The sequence below is a fragment of the Sulfoacidibacillus ferrooxidans genome (assembly GCF_022606465.1).
Taxonomy (GTDB): Bacteria; Bacillota; Bacilli; order Alicyclobacillales; family SLC66; genus Sulfoacidibacillus; species Sulfoacidibacillus ferrooxidans.
In genome coordinates this window covers 121,109-142,845 of the sequence record NZ_JALBUF010000007.1, presented here as the reverse complement: position 1 = coordinate 142,845, position 21,737 = coordinate 121,109, and the positions used below count along the sequence as shown (strand labels likewise).

The window sequence follows — 21,737 nt, the reverse complement described above, 5'->3', positions numbered from 1 at the left end:
ATACTACCTTTTCTCTAAAAAAAACGATGTCTTTAATGCACGTTTCGATTAACAATAAAACTTAGTATAAAAAGTATGATGATGATAAAAAGCCCTATCAAAATCCAGCTAAATATCCCATTAACAATGCCTAAAAACATAAAAATAGTACCTGCGTAATAAGGTGCCATGGACACGATGGCAGTCCATAGATATTGAAAAAATCCAACACCAGGTAAGAGACCAACTGTATAGTTCACTACGAAAGCAGGTATAGGAAGTAATCGAACGAACAATAATCCACTCACACCACGCTTTTTTACCCATTGTTCAACACGATGCTGTTGCAAAGAACCTATTAGTTCCTTAAACATTGGAGAAAGAATGGAGCGTGCAAGAATAAAGATGGCAATTGCACCAATAGAAGACCCGATCCAAGCGTACAATAAGCCCAAAAATATGCCATATATTTTTAAAAAAATGAGCAATAATCCTTCTGAAGGGATAGGAGTCATACAGATGATACCCATCAAAAGTATACCAATGATCACTCCGCTTATTCCCCATGAACGTATGATCAAAGTCATTCCATTCTGTTGATCAAAGTAAAAGAAAAGAGCAACCATGAATAGTGAGATCAAAATGATCATGGGCACTAGCCAAGATTGCTTTCTTTTCTTATCCGCTCGAATGGATTGTTCTTTTATTCGCACTCTGATGTTAAACCTCCGTCATTTCCATTATGGCTGTTATACCTAATAGACGGATCAATGACCAGAGAAGTTCAGTAGTATGTTAGTGTTGTGCCTCTTGTGATGTATCTTTTTGAGAGGATGTTTGTAGAGACACATCATGAAAAGGGAAAGTTTGTAATGTTAAATAGCTTAATACGGTAAATAACACCATCAAAAGAGATACATGCAGCAAAGCGGAATTAAGACTAATGTGACTAAACACAACCCAAGCTCCGCTAATAATTTGCAAAATGATCATGATAAATAGTGCTTGTGAACCCATAAATAAGTCAGGTCGTTGATTTTTAACGCGCCGCAAAGCAATCAGGAGCCAGATACTTAAAGCGGCGAAAGCGACGGCTGCCAAGCGATGAGAAAAGGCTAGGCCTACATTGCCACTAAAGCCAGGAAATACTTCACCATTACATAATGGCCATCCTGCACATGCAGGGCCAGCATTATGAAAATCCACATCAGAACCTAAGTATATAGCCCCAAACATGTATACCCATGTCCAGCGTATTAAGTTTGATAAAGACTTTGGTAAGGGTTTTGATCGATAAAATAGACCAGCTTTTTCTTGATTTGCATGATGATCATATTGAAACAAAAAAACTGTGAGTAAAGCAACTCCACCCATTGCCAATAATCCAAATCCCAAATGCAATGCAAGAACTTCTGGTGGATTCACAAAGACAACTGCTAGTGCACCAAGTAAAGATTGAACGATAATAAAACCGACTGCAAGCCAAGAAAATACTTGGACTTCGCGATATCGTCTAAATTTGACTAATGCCCATACTACAAATACTACAGCTACAATAGCAAAGAAGCCGACCAAGAATCGATGCATGAATTCAATAATGACGTGCATATTATTGAGCGATGGTAGCACTTGGCCGTTGCACAAAGGCCAATCAGGTCCACATCCTTCTGCTGAACCTGTTTGAGTGTCGAGAAATCCAATAAAATTAATAATAAACATCCCTATCGAACTAAACACGCCAAACCATTTTACATAGCGTGCTGGTCTAGATGCTTCGTGGGATATTTGTACGTTTTTCAAGCCCTTGCACCTCCACATAACATTCATTACTCTATCACCTTACCAGATGAAACGGAATGACACTAGCGTAAAAGATAGACAAACGATGACAATGTTTATGAAATCAATGGAATTAAATATTGTGGCATTTGTAACTCATTTCTCTTTTCGTTACAATGGAATCATATCCCTATTTAACACATCAATCGAGTGATAAAGCTTTTATTCCATGTGTTAAAAACTGGATGTGCACGCTGTAGTTAACTTAAAATCTCTAGAATGGAGGGAAATACATGGCTGATGTAAAGATTACTGTACGCGATAAAGGACCTTACCTTGTCACGGGTGCTATTGAGTTAGTGGATGCAGAAGGAAACGTTTTTGAAACAAAAGAACAATTTACCTTGTGTCGATGTGGTCATTCGCACAATAAACCTTTTTGCGATGGAGCTCATCGCGGACAGTTTGATGATTGTGCTCGCGCAGAAAAAGTTCTTTAATGATCTGTGGATAACCCTGATTGCGAATCATTGATGTTGTGTCTATACGGAGTTAAGAGAATCGAATGACTCATCCAGAAAATCCTCACACGGAGTCATGTGTTTTCGTTGTATACTGAAAATGCAGGACATTTTATAGTATGAGGTGAATGAAGATGAGTTTTTTTCGTGAGCTAGAACGACTAGCTCAAGGTGTTGGAAACGATTTTGATCCGCAGCGCAATAACGGCTATTCGCAGCAAAATCAGGGTAATTATTCACAACAAGGAACAGGTAGCTATGGGCAACAACAAAATTTTGCAAATGCTCAACCACAAATGCCAGATCATCATTGCAATGCTTGCAATATCCCAATGAATTATCATGGTGCTCATGCGTTGCGTACCGGTGGTCTCTCGCGAGGATTTGGACTTGCAGCAGACCTTGTGCTTGGCGGTCAAGACGAGGACATGTTTAACACAGCTTTGGAGAAAAATGTAGTTCTCCACGTGTTTGTATGCCAAAATTGTGGGCGTTTAGAATTTATCAATGATCCACGTAAAGGATTTTAGATTATACCTGGGGTATAACACAATTTCATTGGATGGTCATTATACACGATAGCCCGATTTGTAGAAGTGTAGGGCAAACGCCTCTACATATATGTGTAGCCTTACGTACCATATGTCATGTGTTTAAAAAGGAGTGATTGACGATGGGTACATTTGGTGGATACACTCGTTGGGCTGTTGTATTTTTGATTATCTTTGTGTTATTTATTCTCTTAGTTCCTGGTGCAGTTGGTGTAAGTGGAACAGGTGCTGGATACCCAGTCATGTAGTATCCTGTCTGTGATTTGAAAATCCCCATGTTTTGGTTATTAGCCGAAACATGGGGATTGTATTACATAGTGCTTAATGCCAAATTGTAATGTACACGTCCAATGGCTGTAGCGATCAAAGGGGCAATCGGAAGTACTTGAATGGCCATTTGGCGCAATTCTGCGCGTAGTGGTAGAGTATCTGTTACGAGAAGCTTTTGAATAGCAGGATGCAGTAATCTCTCCTCTGCAGGAGATGAAAAAATTCCATGTGTAGCGCAAAGAATAGCAGGATTTGCACCCATCGATACGAGATTGTCGACCACTTGAGTAATGGTTCCCCCAGTGTCTATGATATCCTCAATAACAACTGGCGTCTTACCCTTCACATCGCCAATCAAGTGAGTAATCACTGCTTCATTGTGCCTTGGGCGACCTTTATGCATAATAGCCATGGGTAGATCAAGCATTGCCGCAAATTTTTCAGCTGTTTTTGCTCTACCAGCATCGGGCGACACTACGACTGCATCAGATAGATCTAATTTATGAACTTCATGTGCTAGTATACCAAGTGCGGATAAATGATCTACTGGGATATCAAAAAAACCTTGTATGGCGGGTGCATGAAGATCCACAGTGATCACACGATGGGCGCCTACCTTTGTTAATAAGTCGGCAACAACTTTAGCTGAGATAGGCTCTCGGGGAATTCCCTGTTTTTCCTGTCGACCATATCCGAAATAAGGAATAATGACATTGATTCGACCAGCCGAGCTTCTCTTTAATGCATCAATCATTAGTAAAAGCTCCATGAAATGATCATTAATCGGAGGTGAAAATGTTTGTAGTAAGTATACATCGACGCCTCGGACACTATCTGGAAATTGTGCATATAATTCGCCACTGCGAAATTTTGAAAGATGCACCTGACCAAGTTCTATGCCAAGATGTTGCGCTACTTGTAGTGCCATCTCTTTGTAAGATGAGCCAGCGTACAAGCGAAGCGTATTGGCTGAATTCCCCTCTAACATGTCAGATATACACCTCTCATTCAAGTATACGGTTACATGATTACTGTATCATCTTCGTCTACGAATGTGAACGGCATATCCACTAAAATGCTTCCATAAATCCAACTCATTGTTCACAGAAGACTATTTGGTAATCGAATGGTCACAGTGGTTCCTATTCCAACTTCGCTTTGTAAATGCCATTTTCCTTGCATGGACATTACAATTCGCTTGGCAATAGCCAGACCTAATCCTGATGAAACTGTTGTTGATGCATGTTCGTTAGTAGTTGAGTTAATAGATTCTCGAGTTCTCGAATATTCACCACGAACAAAGCGTTCTGTGACTCGCGGTAACCAATCTTGAGCAATCCCAATTCCTGTATCCGATACGATAAGATCGATAGAATGACTATTTGCTAACGCTTGCAGCTTTACTTCCCCATGCTCCGTGTATTTATATGCATTGTCAAGCAAGATAAATAGTAATTGTCTCATCCTGCCAGAATCACCCATTAGTTTTACATTAGCTGAAATATCATGTGAAAAATGTACAGATTTTTGTTGAAATAAGGGGTCATATAGTTCAACTACCTCGCTGCATAATTCACTTAATGAATATTGTTCACTTTTATTGGAGACTACCCCTGCGTCCATACGAGCAAGATCCAGTAGATCCTCGACTAAACGGCGCATGCGTTTTGTTTCTTTATAGATGGGTTCTATATCACTTAATATCGTTTGATTTTCAGTATCTACATGTCTTAGCAGTAGTTCGAGATGTGTTTGTAAAACAGACAGAGGTGTCCGTAACTCATGAGAAACATCTGCAACAAACTCCTGTTCTCGTAAACGAGCTTCGATTAATGGTCGCAAAGTCCATCTTCCTAATAAATATGCTCCTGCTATGCTTAGTCCTAGCCCTATTACACCACCGATGACAAATAAAATCGCAAGATGTCTTAAAACGCCTTCTTCTGGCCCTACGTCATCTAGTACCTGTATGACAGTATATGAGCCATGAATTAGGTAATGGTTAACATACATTTGATAATGCTCACCTTGAAAAAAAACATCACTAAATACCACCAATTGATTGCTGGTATTGACAATTGGTTTTAATGAATGTAGTAAAGTGTTTGAATTCATCACAGATTGAATTAAATGATAGCTTGTCCCCTCGCGTTGCCAAATCGCATACATCACATCCTCATCACTAGGATGCAGCCTTTTAGGTGCGTAGCCTTCGCCATGATATGCTTGGTCAGCTAATTGTTCTGCAAAAAAAGCAAGACGAGTGTGTTCTGCGCGGACCGTTTCATCTTGAAGTACAAAATACACAAAAATAGATAGAATACTCCAAATAAATAAAAGAACAGCCATGTTAACAACAGCTAAACGAAGTCTTTGATGTCGCATTAACCCCTTGTCTGCATCCGATAACCGATTCCGCGAACCGTCTGAATCAGGGGACATTGATCACCCTCCAATCGTTTACGCAATTTCGAGACATATGTTTCGAGCGTATTTTCTAAAACTTCTGCCTCATACCCCCATAAGCGATCCATAATTTGTTCTCGAGTTAAAACCTGCCCTGGGTGACGTAAAAATAGCTCGAACAGTGCAGCTTCTTTAGGTGGTAATACAAATGTTTCTTGACCTTTTATCAATTCCCGTGCTTTCAGATGATACGAAAGTCCGTCGATAGTCATTACATCGATATCCGGCCCTATTTTATCATAACGTCTTAAAAGTGCACGGATACGTGCGAGAAGTTCAGTTGTTGCAAATGGTTTCACGAGATAATCATCTGCACCATAATCTAATCCTTTTACTCTATCTTCGACTTGATCGCGTGCTGTTAGTACGAGCACTGGTGTTCCATTGTGGTTTGCACGAAGTTTTCGCAAGACTTCAAATCCGCTGATGCCAGGTATCATCATATCTAAAATGAGCGCATCGTATAGACCGCTAAGTGCTAGATGAAGTCCCGTTTCTCCATCACCCGTTTGCGAAACATCATACCCTTCTTCTCTTAGCAAAGATTCCATAGCTTGCGCGAGTGCAACATCATCTTCAATAATTAGTAAATGTAACATTCATTCGTCACCCATCTTTACTTATTTTACCCGTATAGCTATGGTTAGCATTCAACTACATCGTCAAGTCTCCAGTATCGATTCATGCCATTTTGTATGTTACCAGTCGTTGCTTAAAAAATACTGGAGCCTCCCTCTTTTCTCATACACCCCATATCCGCTATACTAACTGTAGCAGCTATATCATTACTAGGAGTTGTCTATGGATAGTCAAGAGAACACACAAGCGTTACATACGAAAAGCAAAAAAAATCCACATCTAACCAGAACTCTGACGATTTTGCTTGCAGTTGGTTCCGCTATATCAGTTGCAAACATTTATTATTGTCAACCGTTGCTTGTATTAATGGGGAAAACATTCCATGAAACATCAACGCAAATGGGATATGTGGCTACATTAACACAACTTGGTTACGCAGGTGGCCTACTACTTTTAACACCATTAGGCGACATTTGGCCAAAACGTATGCTGATTGTGATCTTAAGTATCTTTACAGCTATCGCATTATCCGCAGTTGCTACTGCACAGACACCTGCTTGGCTCGAAATCGCAAGTTTTTGTGTTGGAGTTATTACCATCGTGCCGCAAATCATCATTCCTCTTGCGGTTGATCTAGCAGATGAAGAAACACGTGGTGAAGTGGTAGGAATTGTGATGGGAGGGCTATTGTTAGGCGTTCTAGGTGCACGCACGGTTAGCGGGGCGATCGGGCAATTATTAGGATGGAGGTCAGTCTATGTTATGGCAGCTGTTCTTATGGTGGGACTTGCAATAACCATGTTGTTTACTTTGCCTCACCTCGTTGCAAAAAATAAGATATCTTATGGTGAGTTACTTATTTCTCTTGTCAAACTTCTTCGCGATCAACCGCTTCTTCGCCAATCAAGTCTAATTGGTGGCTCCATGTTTGGTGCCTTTAGTGTGCTATGGACAGTCCTTGCATTTCGTCTTGCACAAGGCCCCTATCACTATGGAAGTGCAGTCGTCGGTTTATTTGGTCTCGTTGGCGTAGCTGGAGCATTGATCGCGCCTGTTGCGGGGCGAATTGCAGATAAACGCGGACCTTCTTTTATGATTGGAATAGGTATATCCATCACTTTTATCTCCTATGTTATCATGCTCTTTGGAGACGGGGTATTGCTATTATTAATCCTTGGTGTACTGTTACTTGATTTTGGCGTACAGGCAAGTCAAATATCTAATCAAGCTCGCATCTATTCACTTGTTCCGACTGCTCGCAGTCGCATCAATAGTGTATATATGGTTGCCTATTTTATTGGAGGATCACTCGGATCCTTTCTTGCGACACTCACATTTGGTCTGTGGCAGTGGATGGGAGCCTGCATGACGGCCTTTGCATTTGTATGCTTAGCCGGCATCACCCATCTATACACCATCAGAGCTCGATCATAATCGAGCAGTTTTATGAAATCATAAGGCCACGATACATCATATACAAAACGAGCACTGTCCACATCATCGTAGACAAAGGTGCAATCATTTCAAAAGAAAAGTGCTTCGTCTTATGATGATAGATTCCCATGGCTACCCATGTACCTAATCCCCCGCCTACAAGTGATAATAAAAGTAATGTCCTCTCGCGAATGCGACGTTTGCGACGTTGTTTAGACCTTTTTTTATCGATGCGCATAAGTAAAAAAGTCCACACATTGATCAAAAGTAAATAAATGAAAAATAGGTGACTGAAAGTCATGAAACACCATCCCCGAACGTGTGTTTGAATTTATTCTTAAAAAGTGATATATTTCTTCTAGAAACAGTTGGTAGAGAGGGGTATATGTTTTTATGCGCCAAAGTGTGAAAGATAAGCAAGAGCAAATTCTATTATATATTAAAACTACGGTTTCAACACGTGGCTATCCTCCATCGGTTCGGGAGATTGGCGATGCAGTTGGTCTGGCTAGCACTTCGACTGTACATAGTCATCTGGAGAAGCTAGAACAACGGGGTTATATTCGAAGAGATCCTACAAAACCACGTGCGATTGAAATTTTAAAAGAACACAATCACAGTGAACCTTCAGTGCTTGTCCCAGTCATAGGGAAAGTTACCGCAGGATTACCTATGACTGCTATTGAACATGTAGAAGACTATATTCCTGTCCCATCTTCAATTAAAGATAAAGATAACTTATTTGCTCTTCGAGTGATTGGAAGCAGTATGATTGAGGCAGGTATTTATGATGGAGATATTGTCTATGTCCATCGTCAGTCAACCGCTCATAACGGTGAGATTGTAGTCGCGTTAACAGAGGAAGATGAAGCAACAGTAAAACGCTTTTTTAAAGAGGACGACCATATTCGTTTGCAACCAGAAAATAAAACAATGGCGCCACTTATCTATCCAACTGTCACAATTGCAGGTAAAGTAGTTGGTTTATGGCGCACATTGCCTTAGGTTTTTTCACTTAATCTCACAATACTAGTACATAGAAAGATATTGCTCTCGTTCCCATGGATGAACTGCTGTTCTAAACATATCCCATTCAATCATTTTTGCTTCATAAAAATGGGTGTATGCATGTTCGCCTAACGCATCGCGCATGACATCATCATTGGCAAGAGCTTCTAACGCGTCTTTTAATGAAGCTGGTAGACTGTGAATGCCTGCTCGTAATCGCTCCATCTCATTCATAACATAGATATTTCGATTGACTGCAAGTGGTAACTTCAATGTTCGTTCGATCCCATCAAGTCCTGCATGCAACATGAGAGCAAGAGCAAGATAAGGATTAGTTGATGGATCAGGACTCCGTACTTCAATTCTCGTTCCCAGTCCTCGTGATGCAGGAATACGCACCAGAGGACTGCGATTTTTTCCTGACCATGCAATGTAACAAGGGGCTTCGTAACCTGGTACTAATCGTTTGTACGAATTGATGATGGGATTTGTAATCGCTGTAAATCCAGGTGCATGCTGCATGATACCAGCTAGGTATTGTTTACCTACTTCACTAAGACCTATTTCATCACTCTCGTCATAAAATGCATTTTCTGTACCGCGAAATAAAGACTGATGACAATGCATTCCTGATCCATTGATGCCGTATATAGGTTTTGGCATAAATGTTGCGTGTAAACCGAATTGACGTGCAACTGTTTTAACAACCAATTTAAATGTCATAATATTGTCTGCTGCCACAAGTGCACTTGCGTATTTAAAATCAATTTCATGTTGTCCTGGCGCCACTTCGTGATGCGATGCTTCAATTTCAAAGCCCATAGCTTCTAGCACTAGTACAATTTCTCTGCGACAGTTTTCTCCAAGATCCACTGGTGCTAGATCAAAGTAGCCTCCTTGATCATTCATTTCAGTGGTTGGATTTCCCTGTTCATCAATCTTGAAGAGAAAAAACTCTGGTTCTGGGCCTACATTCATCGTAGTGAACCCCATATCAGATGCTTTTTTTAAGGCTCTTTTTAAGATGCCACGCGGATCACCTGCAAATGGTTTACCATCAGCAGTATAAATATCACAAATGAAACGGGCTATTTTCCCCTGATCGCCATGCCACGGGAAAACAAGCCAAGTAGATAAGTCTGGATACAAATACATATCCGACTCTTCAATTCTTACAAAACCTTCAATTGATGAACCATCAAACATGACGCGATTGTCTAACGTCTTTTCTAATTGACTAATTGGGACCTCCACGTTTTTAATAACCCCTAAGAGATCCGTAAATTGAAGTCGTAAGTACCGTACATCCTGCTCTTGCGCTAATGCGATAATTTCTTCTTTTGAATAGTTTTTACGCAACTTGTCATCCCCTTCTGTTCATCAATATATTTTTAACGTCGATCACCATGAAAAAAACGCGATAATTCACCTTGTATCATAGAAACCGGATTGCCTCGCTGCCCTGCCCTTGCGGATAATTCTTGCATGAGTAACTCATGTAGATCATTCTCTGTAAGTTCAGATCGCACCTCTTCCGCTGCTGCTTGCATCGCAGGAGTGTAATCGATTTCAGGAGTTGGTTGCCCTATCATTGCCTTAATCCCAGCAATATTTAAACCTTTATCGATGAGACTCTTGATTTCTAATAATCGCTCTACATCATTAAATGAGTATAGTCGTTGATTACCATGTGTCCGTTCAGGGTGTATCAAAGCATGCTGCTCGTAATAGCGGATTTGCCGCGCTGTCAGATCAGTCAAGCGTTGCACGATTCCAATCGGAAACAAAGCAAGCTTACGTCGCATGGCATCATCCATCTGGTTATCCTCCTCTAATGGCTCTAACATTCATAGACATCATGTAAAGATCATGTATCCTCTATAGCGTTCAGATCGTAGCATACCTTCCATTAGACGTCAATAAATAATTGACACTAAGTGTAAAGCTAATGTTATGATATGAAGTAATTACCACTTTAGAGTTAGTCCATGTTCTAATAGCCCCAACTTTTCTAATGCATGCATGACTGCGAGCTTTACATGGGAAAAAGTAAGACCACCTTGCATATACGCGACGTAGGGTGGTCGCATGGGTCCGTCAGCTGATAGTTCTATTGAAGCCCCTTGAATGAATGTCCCTGCAGCCATGATGACTTCATCTTGATAACCTGGCATCAACCATGGTTCTGGTAATACGTGAGCGTCAATCGGTGATGATTGTTGAATCGCCTGACAAAACTGAACGACCTGTATTGCAGAACCCAATCGAATACGTAACACAATATCATCATGCGCATCAGCAGGCAGCGGTGCACAGTCCATCCCGACAGATGTAAATGCAGCTGCTGCAAATATATTGCCTTTCAGAGCTTGTCCTACAACATGGGGTGCTAAAAATAAACCCTGAAAAAATAATCGGTATTGTTCATAAGATCCCATCTCAGATCCGATGCCTGGCGCAGTTAATCGATAGGAAGCAAGTTCTATGGCATTTTTCGTTCCCACAAGATATCCGCCTGTTGGAGCTATACCACCACCTGGATTCTTAATCAGTGATCCAACGACTAGATCAGCACCAACATCACAAGGCTCTACAACATCCGTGAATTCACCATAGCAATTGTCTACTACTACATATACATCAGGATATGTGTGTTTGATCTTTGCAATGGCAATTCCAATTTCTGAAACTGACAATGCACGTCGCCACGCATAACCTGGCGAACGTTGAAAAGCTACTACTTTCGTACTTGCATCAATAGTAGCTAATATAGAAGGTACGTCGATCGTTTCGTCTTGTTTTAATGCAACAGAGTGAAAATGAACTCCAAAGTCCCTTAAAGTTCCTTGTCCACTTTTCTCTTCTTGATCTACACCGATTACAGTTTGGAGTGTGTCATAGGGTTCTCCAGTTGCGTAAATAAGAGTATCTCCCGGACGTAGTAACCCAAAATATGCAATGGCTAAAGCATGAGTTCCTGAAGCGATGCTAGGCCTTACAATAGCCTCTTCAGCGCCAAAAACAAGTGCATATACTTTCTCGAGTTGCTCCCTTCCCCTGTCCCCTAATCCATACCCTGTGGAACCACTTAAATCACTGTCTGTCACTTTTGCCGATGCAAATGCCGACAGTACTTTTTCTTGATTGCGATCTATAAGGTGGTCTACTTTTGCAAACTCTGCACTCCACTGTCTTTCGATATGTTTAATTGTGTTCCATTGCATTTCATTCATAACCATTGATCCTCCACTACAATTTCGCGATCACTCAAAAAATCGACAAAGTGACTGATTTCCTTTTCATCTATGGCCACATCTACGTATAGGTGATCGTCCTTTTCATGGCAACTTGAGACTTCTCCTAATAAATAAGCTTCGGCCAATATATCGCTGCGTTTCGATGGGATTTGTAGATGTAAAGTTACTCGTTTTAAAATAACATGATCAATGGCAGATAATAGTTGAGATAATGTGTCCTGCCAAAGAATCGACCCTCGAACCACCTGATCTGCAGTATGATCTTGGAATTCTGCATCTTGAGAATCTGGTAGTAAGTCCATTTTATTAAAAACGCTAATGACTGGTACCTTTGTTTTTAAGACATCATGCACCACGTCGTAAACCGTCTTCATTTCCTCCTCACGGTATGGTGAAGATGCATCAATTACGTGAATAAGTACATCAGAGTCCAATGCTTCTTCTAATGTTGCTCGAAAAGCATCAATGAGATGGTGTGGCAACTCCCGGATAAATCCTACCGTATCAGTGACGACCAGTGTTTGAGAAGCATACATAACACGTCTAGAAGTTGGATCTAATGTATCAAACAAGCGGTCATTTCCTGGCTCTACCTGCTTTTCACCATATCGTTTTGCCAAATGAGCTAAAAGAGTTGTTTTACCTGCATTGGTATATCCTACAAGTCCGACTGTATACACACCAAGCCGGCGCCTTCTTCTCCGTAATTCCGCTCGCTTCACTCCTGCTTCAATGACAATACGCCGCAATTTGGCGATATCTTTGCGAATGGTTCTCCGATCAATTTCAAGTTTTGTTTCACCAGGTCCACGTGTTCCAATACCTGCACCAAGACGCGACATGGTTACTCCTTGTCCCATTAATCGTGGTAAAGCATACTGCAATTCGGCTAAACGAACCTGTGCTTTGCCTTCAAAACTTTTAGCTCTAGAAGCAAAAATATCTAGAATTAACTGTGTTCGATCAATTACTCGAATCATGCATACATCTTCTACATTGCGCAATTGGCTCCCCGAAAGTTCGATGCCAAAAATAATCAGCGTAGCTGACTCTGCTTTCGCAAAATCAGCTAACTCTTCAAGCTTTCCTTTGCCGATCAAGGTTTTTGCATGATCTTTTACCATTGACTGAAACAATTCACCTACCATATCAACTCCCGCTGTATGAGCAAGGCTTTTTAATTCTTCACGCATATACTCTCGTTTAGACTCTGATTCATCGGAGTGATACACATGGACTAAGATGGCTCGAAGTGGTACAAAAGCTCCAGCAATGTCATGCATTTTCAGATTAATTCCCCCTCATCCAAGCTGCATACGAATAGTTTACCATATTTGTCCTTTCTAAAACGTGTTTGAGTGGGGATACTCCTTGATCATATTTTGCTGATATAAATACTGCCTTGTATCGACGCAACATTCCTTCAAGACGACGTTGACGTTTTGTGGATAGTAGATCCATCTTATTCATAATTAGCACGTATGGAACTTTGCGTGACTTTGCCAACGAATAAATTTGCTCATCAATGGAGTGGAGTTTATCATCATGTAATGTGGATGCATCGACTACGTGAAATACAAGGTCGCATGAAATGAATAACTGTAGTGTTCTTGTCATCCCATGGCGATGATGAATATTCATCATAGCGTCTTCAGATAGTCCAACAGTATCATATAATACGACTGGTTGCCCCATTGTTTGGCTCATCCCAATGCCTATAGTCTGCACGCCCACAGTAGAATGTTCGCAGCCATTAACCAATGTCTGCACCGCTTCATTGACGATTATGACTTGTTCAGTAGGCACATCGCGTAGTAGCTCTTTTATGACGAAAACAGATTTCATTCCACACAATTTTGCAAGACGAAAACTAAGCAAAGTCTTCCCAACGTTTGGTTGCCCGATCACTATACAATGATTCATGATCTGTCTCCCCCCGAAAATCAGTAGCAACAAGAGTCATCAGTTCTCGTCGTGTAGGTTCATGCTGTTCCATGATACGAACAGCTTGTCGGCGAATTGCACGCTCTATTATATTTCTGACGGTACGAGCATTGCTAAAGTCTTCGCGTAGTTGCTCATGACGTAACTGCTGGCGCAAACTCATCGTAGCATCAGGTGACAAATGATATTGCCGTTCTCTAACCATACCTGTGGCGATTTGCAATAATTCTTGTTCTGAGTAATCCGGGAAAAATACATGAAGCGGAAAACGAGAGGAAAGACCAGGATTAAGTGAAAGGAAATAATTCATTTCTACTTCATAACCTGCAAGAATAACAATTAGATCGTGTTTCCGATCTTCCATACCTTTAACAAGTGTGTCGATGGCTTCTCGCCCAAAATCTTTTTCTCCCCCACGAGCGATGGCGTATGCCTCATCGACAAATAAAATACCACCCATCGCTTGTTCCATGAGCGCACGAGTTTTTTGAGCCGTGTGCCCAATGTATTCACCTACTAAATCAGCTCGCTCAACTTCAACGACATGACCTTGAGATAACACACCGAGCGCACAGAGGAGTGGACCTAATAAGCGAGCAACTGTTGTCTTTCCCGTTCCTGGACGTCCAGAAAAAATCATATGCAAAACCGTTTGATTTAATTTCAAACCAGCCTCTTGTCGCAATGCTTGAACGGCCAGATAAGCATACAATTCGTCGATAGAACGTTTGACCTCTGAAAGACCAATTAAAGCATGTAGAGGGGCTAATAATTGGTCTTTAGAAAGTATTGGATGTACTTTTTCTATTTGTGAACTTACAGCTGGCCCATACGCATCTACTGTTTTTCCTTGGATTCGCGGAACAAGTTGAGATGTCGTTACACCAAAGCGATCGCCTTTAAAGCGATTAAATCGTTCATCATACAATTGGCGAAGTTGCTCTAAAGAAGTAGAAAAACTCAATTTCCCTTGTGAAAAACCATCGATAATAGTTTCCGTCTTTTTTTGTTCAAATGGTGTATGTCTCCATTGCACTGTCATCACCCGCTTAACCGGAGTGATGACAGTATACGCACGGATAACCATATAGGTGAATGCCTAAGTGCGCCTCATGATCATGCTACCACTTAATATGATGATTCCTCCAATAACAGTCACTAATGTAACTACTTGACCTAACCATATCCATTGCAGGATTGCTGCAAAAATGGATTGTGGATAAAAAGTGAGAGCCGCTGATACAGCTCCAGGTACTCTTGCTAAGCCGTATCCATAAAGTATGTAAGCAAGAGTACTTACGAATATAACGATAAAAAGTAAACTAATCCATCCGTTTACAGTGAGCGTACTTAGCACAGTAGCTACAGACCATGAATGAGTGATGATGACAAGGAGCCACAGCATCACAGCTCCAGCAAATGATGTCACAGCAAGGACATCAAATAATGGAAGTCGAGTATACAGTTTTCGCGAAATAACTGTATACATTGCAAAAGAGGCAGTTCCAATCACTGCATCGCCAATAGCCCAAAGACTATCTGTTCCGCGTGAAGCTGCTTGGGAGCTAATGACGATTACACCTACTAGTGCAATGAATAAGCCAATCATTTGTTTTTTTGATATTTTTTCGCGATATAAAAAATAAGCAAAGAGTGCGGTTAATACAGGTGCAGCATTGACAATAAGTAATGATTCAATAGGTGGAAGTATATCTAAGGATTGATAGAAAAAAAGTGGATAGATGACTGCTGAAGTCAGACTGGCTGCAAAAAGCAACCATATATCTTGCTTAGTCAATGCTCTTAGACGCCGCAAAGCGAAGATCATGGCTGGTACAAACAGTATTGCAGTAAACGTATAGCGCCATACAGAAAGAGATAACGGACTAAGAGCTTGGAGCGCCGCTGCTCCTACAACAGCGTGCGCCCCCCATATTGCACTCACTACGATGAGTAGAACATATGGCGCCCATCGTTTCATATAGTAAGCGTTCCCTTATGTCCATACCATTCACCTTCGCAAATAAATGTAGCCGGACCTCGCATATGGACATGTCCATCTTGATTCCACGTTATGTGTAAATCTCCACCTAGTAGATGAACGACGACGGTTTCGCCACGGGCTAACTGGTTGTTTAAAACACCAGCTACAACAGCTGCACAAGCACCCGTACCGCATGCCATAGTAATCCCCGAGCCACGTTCCCACACACGAAAATCTAGTTCTCTATCATTTTTTGCCGTGACAAATTCCACATTGACACGTTCAGGAAAAAGGGAGTGCGTTTCTATTAGTGGACCAATTTTCTCCACCTCCACTTGTGTCGCGTCATCCACAAAAATAACTGCATGTGGATTACCCATTGAGACACCCGTAAAATGAAAGGTTTGTTGATCAATCTCTACCGGTTGTAGCAATGCTTGTTCTTCTTTTGGTCCACCTAATACAGGAAGTTGCTGGCGTTGTAGACGAGGTTCTCCCATATCTACTGTTATTTCTTCAACTACATCGGAATGCTCATCGATGTGAAGTTCAAGATGCATGAGTCCTCCTTTGGTTTCTATTGTTAGGTTTTTCTTTTTAATAATCCCCTTTTCATACAGGTACTTCCCTACACAGCGCAATCCATTACCACAATTTTGACTTTCTGATCCGTCTTCATTAAAAATGCGCATACGAGCATCCGCTACAGAGGAATGACCCATCGTGATCATACCGTCTGACCCGATACCTGTATTGACGTTTGATACATCAATCGCGAGAGGCGAGAGATCATGTTCTGCAATCTGTTCTTCCCACAGATTAATATAAATATAATTATTTCCTAAGCCGTGCATCTTAGTGAATTTCAAGTCATACATCTCCCCTCGATCATTACTTAATGACGATGTTATAAATTCTTCCTGGAACATAAATCTCTTTGACAATTGTCTTTTCTTTAATTGCAGACTGCACATGCGTACTTTCAAAGACCACCTGGCGAACTGCATCTTGATGAGATTCGCGTTCAACGTCAATACGATCACGAATTTTCCCGTTGACTTGAACGATCAATGTAATGGTTTCATCAAGTAAATACTGTTCATCCACTTGTGGCCATTGTGCATCAAACACGGAGCCATTCTTGTGAAGTAACTGCCATGCTTCTTCTCCTAAATGCGGTGCAAGTGGTGCAAGACATATGACGAGCGTCTGTAAAGTCATATCATCGATCTTTTCATCTTGTTCAATGAGCGCTGTGATAAATTCCATAAATGCACTTACCACAGTATTAAAACGAAAACTTACAATTCGCTCAGTTACTTGTTGCACAAATCGATGACGCAGTTTACGTAAGTTAGTAGATCCCTCTTTTGGTGCACCTTCTGCCGAATCAGCGATCAGGCGGTATGTTTTTGTAAGAAAACGGTGGACTCCTTCTATCGCTCGTGGATTCCATTCTGCATCAATCTCTGGAGGACCGACAAATAATTCATACATACGCAATGTATCTGTGCCATATTTCTCTACCAATTCTTCAGGACTTACCACATTACCTTTGGATTTTGACATTTTGGCGCCATGTAACGTCATCATTCCTTGGTTAAACAGACGTGTAAAAGGTTCTTTAAATCCAATGACATTGCGATCATAGAGCACTTTTGTAAAAAATCGAGCATAAAGTAGATGCAATACGGCATGCTCAACACCGCCAATATACATGTCAACAGGTAGCCAATAGTCTACTTTATCGCGATCAAACGGTTTACTCTCATTGTGTGGATCTGCAAAACGCAAGAAATACCAACACGACCCTGCCCATTGAGGCATGGTATCTGTTTCTCTTTTCGCAGGTCCACCACACGTTGGACAAGTGGTATTGACAAATGACTCTATTGCTGCCAATGGAGACTCACCAGTACCCGTAGGTTCATAGCGTTCAACATCAGGCAACAAGATGGGCAAATCCTCCTCTTTAACAGGCACAATACCACATTGTTCACAATGGACAACAGGAATAGGCTCACCCCAATAGCGCTGACGCGCAAAGACCCAATCTCGCAATTTATACCCTACTGTGCGCTTAGCAATACCCTGTACTACCAGGTCATCCACAAGTTTTTGTTTTGCTTCATCCACTGATAAACCATTGTAAGGTCCTGAATGAATCAATACGCCATCATTGGTTTGTGCAGCTTCCATCTCATCATCCACATCATCGGAATCTCCATCAGCAGAGATAACGCGTACTACAGGTAAATCAAACTGGCGAGCAAACTCAAAATCTCGTTGATCGTGTGCTGGAACAGCCATAATTGCCCCTGTTCCATAATCCATCAAAACATAATCAGCAATCCATACAGGAATTTTTTCACCAGATAGTGGATGGATGGCATATCCACCTGTAAACACACCTGTTTTGGTTTTATCAACCTGTTGTCTTGCTAATTGTGATTTTACCAATGTCTGGGTAACGTATTCTGCTACTACAGATGCATATTCAGGTGTTGTTAATTTCTGTACAAGTGGATGTTCAGGTGCCAAAACCATATAGGTAACACCGTATAATGTGTCAGGTCTAGTGGTAAAAACCACTATTTTTTCTGATGAATGTTCTATCGAAAATTCTAATTCAGCACCCACACTACGCCCAATCCAATTAGCCTGCATTTTTTTTACTTTCTCAGGCCACTCCAACGTTTCTAAGTCCTCAAGAAGACGTTCCGCATAAGCTGTGATGCGTAACATCCACTGATTCATATTGCGTTTAGTGACTGGAGTTCCACAGCGTTCGCAAGCGCCATCTACTACTTCTTCGTTTGCAAGACCGGTCTTACAACTTGGACACCAATTAATTGGCATTTCTTTACGGTATGCAAGTCCCATATCATATAATTGCAAGAAAATCCACTGTGTCCATTTATAATATTCTGGTGAACTTGTATTTATCTCGCGCGTCCAATCAAACATAGCTCCCATGCGCTGTAATTGATCTTTGAAATTAGCGATATTGCGTGCAGTACCAATAGCTGGATGAATTCCTTTTTTAATCGCATCATTTTCAGCAGGGAGTCCAAAAGCATCCCACCCCATGGGATGAAGCACTTCATAACCAGTGAGACGTTTATAACGACTCCAAACATCGGATAAAACGTAACCCCGCCAATGTCCGACATGAAGTCCGGATCCAGACGGATATGGGAACATATCTAAACAATAATATTTTGGCCGTGTTGCATCTTTATGAACATCATGTTGAGCAGTTTTGCTCCATATCGTGCGCCATTTTTCTTCAATGGAAGTTGCATCATAGTTCATCTTATAGCCCCCCTTAAATGCAAAAAAACCCCCACCCCATACAGGGGCGAGAATGTCTCGCGGTACCACCCTGCTTAAGAATAGACATATAAAACATCCATTCCTCGCTCACTCAGTCGATAAAGAGACCACTCACTGCTCCAGGGATGAGATTCACCTGACATGCGCTCTTGGCTCGCACCCTCCGCCAACTCTCTGCCTCGCATGACAATAGGCTACTTTTCCCTTTCATCGCTCATACATGAAATTTATGTATAGAAATATAACAAAAAGATTGCGCAAGCGCAATCTTTTTAGCTGGCGGAGTGAGAGGGATTCGAACCCTCGATACGCCTTAACAGCATATACTCGCTTAGCAGGCGAGCGCCTTCGACCAACTCGGCCATCACTCCACTTATATGGCTCCCCGAGTAGGATTCGAACCTACGACCCTCCGGTTAACAGCCGGATGCTCTACCGCTGAGCTATCGAGGAATAATAACCTATCAACTGTTATTGCGCGATAAGCACTATAAATGGTGGAGATAAGCGGACTCGAACCGCTGACCCCCTGCGTGCAAGGCAGGTGCTCTACCAACTGAGCTATATCCCCGAATCGACTTCTACAAGATAACACAATTTGATACCTAATGCAAGTCCTTTTTACTCTTTTTTAAAAATCACTATAGAATTTCAGGGTGAAATGTATAGTATATAAATATAGGTGCCAAAAAGTTGATGGCGCCGATGATAAAAAATGTGATAGCCCAATGAACCGCATTGCCAGTCGGTGAATGCGAGACGTTTTTATCTTTATTCAACCCAGAGTGTGCACTACTTTTCGCGGACCAACGCTGTCTAGCCCCAGTAGAGAACATAGCAATTCCGGATAAACCAAGTAAGATCATGCCAAGCATGCCAAACCAATTGTACTCAATACTCCAATCTTTAGTTGCTACAGATAACAAAATACCGAGTACCGCAATACCTAATCCGATGATTAGTCTCAATAATACAGCACGCGCAACTGACACAAGCAACCTCCTCAAGCATAGATAGCTTCCATATTGTGTGCAATCAGGAATAGATCATTCACAATGATATACACTACCCAATGCGAATGTACTATTATTACAAAAGATATTCTAGCACGATGGTATGTTCTCGATTCCAAACTCTCCTACCTGCCACAGTGACCCAATCAGTGTCTTGTACATCGAGTACATCTAATGCGGCATCAACAATATACCCTCCAGTAGAAGTGACCAGTAAACGCGTGTGTTCATCATAGTCCTTCGCTATGACACCGAGTTTTTTGCGTAGATCTTGAATACCAATAACAGTGCCACGTAGATCAGCAAACCCCAATTCAAAGTACTCCATCCCTGCTTCAAAGCGAATAGGTAGCATACGTTCGATGGATTGAATATGATGTACAGGTGTTGCATAGTGCATATCATGTAACTGAAACACAACATATTTCATGGCGACCCATCCTTCTTATCTGTGATTTACAGTATGTACATATGTATTGAAAGTGATAGTCTTCGACATCACTTGCTAAGTTCCTCCTCTCAATCGTCTGTATTTTTTATAACAATAAGACCACATAGCAAAATAAATCTACCATGCGGTCTATTCTACTGATGATTGCCCTATATACTGATTGTTTACTTGCCTAGCGATTGACTGACTGCATCCCTTGCTCTGTGTACCGCATGCCTGCTGCTATTCCAACAGGAGCAAGTTTTGCAATCCGTTGCATATCTTCATCTGTTAAATGAACATCTACACTACCTAGGTTTTCCTCAAGATATTTTCTGCGTTTGGTCCCTGGTATCGGCACAATATCTTGACCTAAGGCTAATAGCCATGCTAACGCAAGTTGTGATGGTGTGCAATTCTTTGCTTTTGCCATTTCTTCGATCCGCTCAACTAAGGATATGTTTTTCCCGAAATTATCACCTTGAAACCGTGGTGAAAACCGACGATAATCGTCTTTTTCTAGATCTTCAAAATTTTTAATCTGACCACTTAAAAAGCCGCGTCCAAGTGGACTATAGGGAACAAATCCAATACCGAGAGCTCGACATGTGGGTAAAATCTCATCCTCTACATCTCTACTCCACAATGAATATTCTGTTTGCAGCGCTGAAATCGGGTGTACACGATGCGCTTTCCGTATCGTTTCTGGTGAAGCTTCTGACAGTCCAAGGTAACGCACCTTACCTTCATCCACTAGTTGTGCCATTGCGCCTACAGTTTCTTCTATTGGTACAGATGGATCGACACGATGTTGATAGTAAAGATCAATATAATCTGTATGTAAGCGCTGTAAACTTGCTTCACATGCTTTTTTTACATACTCTGGACGACCGTCTACACGTACAAAGCTACCGTCTTGCGCACGCACATTACCAAACTTCGTTGCAATGACAACATGCTCTCGCGATCCTTTTAGAGCTTCCCCGACAAGTTCTTCATTTTTCCCAACGCCATACATATCGGCGGTATCAAAAAAAGTAATGCCGAGCTCTAATGCACGATGAATGGTAGAGATACTTTCTTGATCGTCGCGATCACTATAGAAATCGGACATTCCCATACAGCCAAGACCAAGTGATGAAACGACTAAACCTTCTTTACCTAAATGACGACTATTCACGGTATC

At 41.4% G+C, this 21,737-nt stretch carries 23 protein-coding genes and 3 tRNA genes; 5 read left to right on the top strand and 21 right to left on the bottom strand.

The window, feature by feature from the left end; translation table 11 throughout:
- Positions 1–32: 32 nt before the first annotated feature.
- Complete coding sequence (locus MM817_RS11505) at positions 33–692, bottom strand: TVP38/TMEM64 family protein (RefSeq protein ID WP_241715163.1); 660 nt, start codon at positions 690–692, stop codon at positions 33–35.
- Between the two features lie 82 nt (positions 693–774).
- A complete protein-coding gene (locus MM817_RS11500) occupies positions 775–1,779 on the bottom strand; it encodes a COX15/CtaA family protein (protein WP_241715161.1) in 1,005 nt (334 codons plus the stop codon).
- Positions 1,780–2,051: 272 nt separating this feature from the next.
- On the opposite strand from MM817_RS11500, the gene MM817_RS11495 reads away from it, so the two are divergent.
- The 3 genes from MM817_RS11495 to MM817_RS16995 all read left to right on the top strand — a co-directional run bounded on the left by MM817_RS11495 (position 2,052) and on the right by MM817_RS16995 (position 3,078).
- Positions 2,052–2,258: a CDGSH iron-sulfur domain-containing protein gene (locus MM817_RS11495; RefSeq protein WP_241715159.1), complete on the top strand. Its 207-nt coding sequence runs from the start codon at positions 2,052–2,054 to the stop codon at positions 2,256–2,258.
- A gap of 155 nt (positions 2,259–2,413) precedes the next feature.
- Complete coding sequence (locus tag MM817_RS11490; RefSeq protein WP_241715157.1) at positions 2,414–2,809, top strand: hypothetical protein; 396 nt, start codon at positions 2,414–2,416, stop codon at positions 2,807–2,809.
- 143 nt (positions 2,810–2,952) lie between these two features.
- Positions 2,953–3,078 (top strand): hypothetical protein, encoded by a 126-nt coding sequence (locus tag MM817_RS16995; RefSeq protein WP_272879926.1) that lies wholly within the window; start codon positions 2,953–2,955, stop codon positions 3,076–3,078.
- A 62-nt stretch (positions 3,079–3,140) separates the two neighbouring features.
- On the opposite strand, the gene MM817_RS11485 is transcribed toward MM817_RS16995, so the two are convergent.
- From MM817_RS11485 to MM817_RS11475, 3 genes are all read right to left on the bottom strand, one after another.
- Entirely contained in the window at positions 3,141–4,088 is a 948-nt protein-coding gene (locus MM817_RS11485) for a ribose-phosphate diphosphokinase (RefSeq protein WP_241715155.1), read from the bottom strand.
- Positions 4,089–4,201: 113 nt separating this feature from the next.
- On the bottom strand, positions 4,202–5,542 hold the full coding sequence (locus MM817_RS11480; RefSeq protein WP_241715153.1) for a sensor histidine kinase: 1,341 nt from the start codon (positions 5,540–5,542) through the stop codon (positions 4,202–4,204).
- Positions 5,485–6,165: a response regulator transcription factor gene (locus MM817_RS11475; RefSeq protein WP_241715151.1), complete on the bottom strand. Its 681-nt coding sequence runs from the start codon at positions 6,163–6,165 to the stop codon at positions 5,485–5,487. Before MM817_RS11475 ends, MM817_RS11480 begins: the two co-directional genes overlap by 58 nt.
- A gap of 202 nt (positions 6,166–6,367) precedes the next feature.
- On the opposite strand from MM817_RS11475, the gene MM817_RS11470 reads away from it, so the two are divergent.
- Positions 6,368–7,579, top strand: a complete 1,212-nt coding sequence (locus MM817_RS11470; RefSeq protein ID WP_241715149.1) for an MFS transporter — start codon at positions 6,368–6,370, stop codon at positions 7,577–7,579.
- A 10-nt stretch (positions 7,580–7,589) separates the two neighbouring features.
- Here MM817_RS11470 and MM817_RS11465 read toward each other — a convergent pair whose 3' ends face one another.
- Entirely contained in the window at positions 7,590–7,880 is a 291-nt protein-coding gene (locus MM817_RS11465) for a DUF1294 domain-containing protein (protein WP_241715138.1), read from the bottom strand.
- A 92-nt stretch (positions 7,881–7,972) separates the two neighbouring features.
- On the opposite strand from MM817_RS11465, the gene lexA reads away from it, so the two are divergent.
- Positions 7,973–8,584, top strand: coding sequence for a transcriptional repressor LexA (gene lexA / locus MM817_RS11460; RefSeq protein WP_241715135.1), 612 nt, complete (start codon positions 7,973–7,975; stop codon positions 8,582–8,584).
- Between the two features lie 24 nt (positions 8,585–8,608).
- Here the strand turns inward: lexA and glnA are convergent, their stop codons facing one another.
- The 15 genes from glnA to MM817_RS11385 all read right to left on the bottom strand — a co-directional run bounded on the left by glnA (position 8,609) and on the right by MM817_RS11385 (position 21,731).
- Positions 8,609–9,946, bottom strand: coding sequence for a type I glutamate--ammonia ligase (glnA, locus tag MM817_RS11455; RefSeq protein ID WP_241715125.1), 1,338 nt, complete (start codon positions 9,944–9,946; stop codon positions 8,609–8,611).
- A gap of 32 nt (positions 9,947–9,978) precedes the next feature.
- A complete protein-coding gene (locus MM817_RS11450; protein ID WP_241715123.1) occupies positions 9,979–10,404 on the bottom strand; it encodes a MerR family transcriptional regulator in 426 nt (141 codons plus the stop codon).
- A 150-nt stretch (positions 10,405–10,554) separates the two neighbouring features.
- A complete protein-coding gene (locus tag MM817_RS11445) occupies positions 10,555–11,820 on the bottom strand; it encodes a methionine gamma-lyase family protein (RefSeq protein WP_241715113.1) in 1,266 nt (421 codons plus the stop codon).
- Positions 11,817–13,127, bottom strand: a complete 1,311-nt coding sequence (gene hflX / locus MM817_RS11440; RefSeq protein WP_241715111.1) for a GTPase HflX — start codon at positions 13,125–13,127, stop codon at positions 11,817–11,819. Before hflX ends, MM817_RS11445 begins: the two co-directional genes overlap by 4 nt.
- A gap of 7 nt (positions 13,128–13,134) precedes the next feature.
- Positions 13,135–13,767: a GTPase gene (locus MM817_RS11435; protein WP_241715109.1), complete on the bottom strand. Its 633-nt coding sequence runs from the start codon at positions 13,765–13,767 to the stop codon at positions 13,135–13,137.
- Positions 13,715–14,824, bottom strand: coding sequence for an AAA family ATPase (locus tag MM817_RS11430; RefSeq protein ID WP_241715106.1), 1,110 nt, complete (start codon positions 14,822–14,824; stop codon positions 13,715–13,717). The genes MM817_RS11435 and MM817_RS11430 overlap by 53 nt, the downstream gene beginning before the upstream one ends.
- Positions 14,825–14,887: 63 nt before the next feature.
- Positions 14,888–15,769 carry a DMT family transporter gene (locus tag MM817_RS11425; protein ID WP_241715104.1) on the bottom strand — a complete coding sequence of 294 codons (882 nt, stop codon included), beginning with the start codon at positions 15,767–15,769 and terminating at the stop codon, positions 14,888–14,890.
- A complete protein-coding gene (gene dapF / locus MM817_RS11420; protein WP_241715101.1) occupies positions 15,766–16,650 on the bottom strand; it encodes a diaminopimelate epimerase in 885 nt (294 codons plus the stop codon). Before dapF ends, MM817_RS11425 begins: the two co-directional genes overlap by 4 nt.
- 13 nt (positions 16,651–16,663) lie before the next feature.
- Positions 16,664–19,087 carry a leucine--tRNA ligase gene (gene leuS / locus MM817_RS11415; RefSeq protein WP_241715100.1) on the bottom strand — a complete coding sequence of 808 codons (2,424 nt, stop codon included), beginning with the start codon at positions 19,085–19,087 and terminating at the stop codon, positions 16,664–16,666.
- A 298-nt stretch (positions 19,088–19,385) separates the two neighbouring features.
- Positions 19,386–19,479, bottom strand: a tRNA-Ser gene (locus MM817_RS11410).
- A gap of 7 nt (positions 19,480–19,486) precedes the next feature.
- Positions 19,487–19,561: transfer RNA gene (locus MM817_RS11405), tRNA-Asn, on the bottom strand.
- A 42-nt stretch (positions 19,562–19,603) separates the two neighbouring features.
- Positions 19,604–19,679 (bottom strand) — tRNA-Ala (locus MM817_RS11400).
- A gap of 70 nt (positions 19,680–19,749) precedes the next feature.
- Complete coding sequence (locus tag MM817_RS11395; protein WP_241715098.1) at positions 19,750–20,100, bottom strand: hypothetical protein; 351 nt, start codon at positions 20,098–20,100, stop codon at positions 19,750–19,752.
- 97 nt (positions 20,101–20,197) lie between these two features.
- Positions 20,198–20,551 carry a chemotaxis protein CheW gene (locus tag MM817_RS11390; RefSeq protein ID WP_241715096.1) on the bottom strand — a complete coding sequence of 118 codons (354 nt, stop codon included), beginning with the start codon at positions 20,549–20,551 and terminating at the stop codon, positions 20,198–20,200.
- Between the two features lie 193 nt (positions 20,552–20,744).
- Complete coding sequence (locus tag MM817_RS11385; RefSeq protein WP_241715094.1) at positions 20,745–21,731, bottom strand: aldo/keto reductase; 987 nt, start codon at positions 21,729–21,731, stop codon at positions 20,745–20,747.
- Positions 21,732–21,737: the final 6 nt, after the last annotated feature.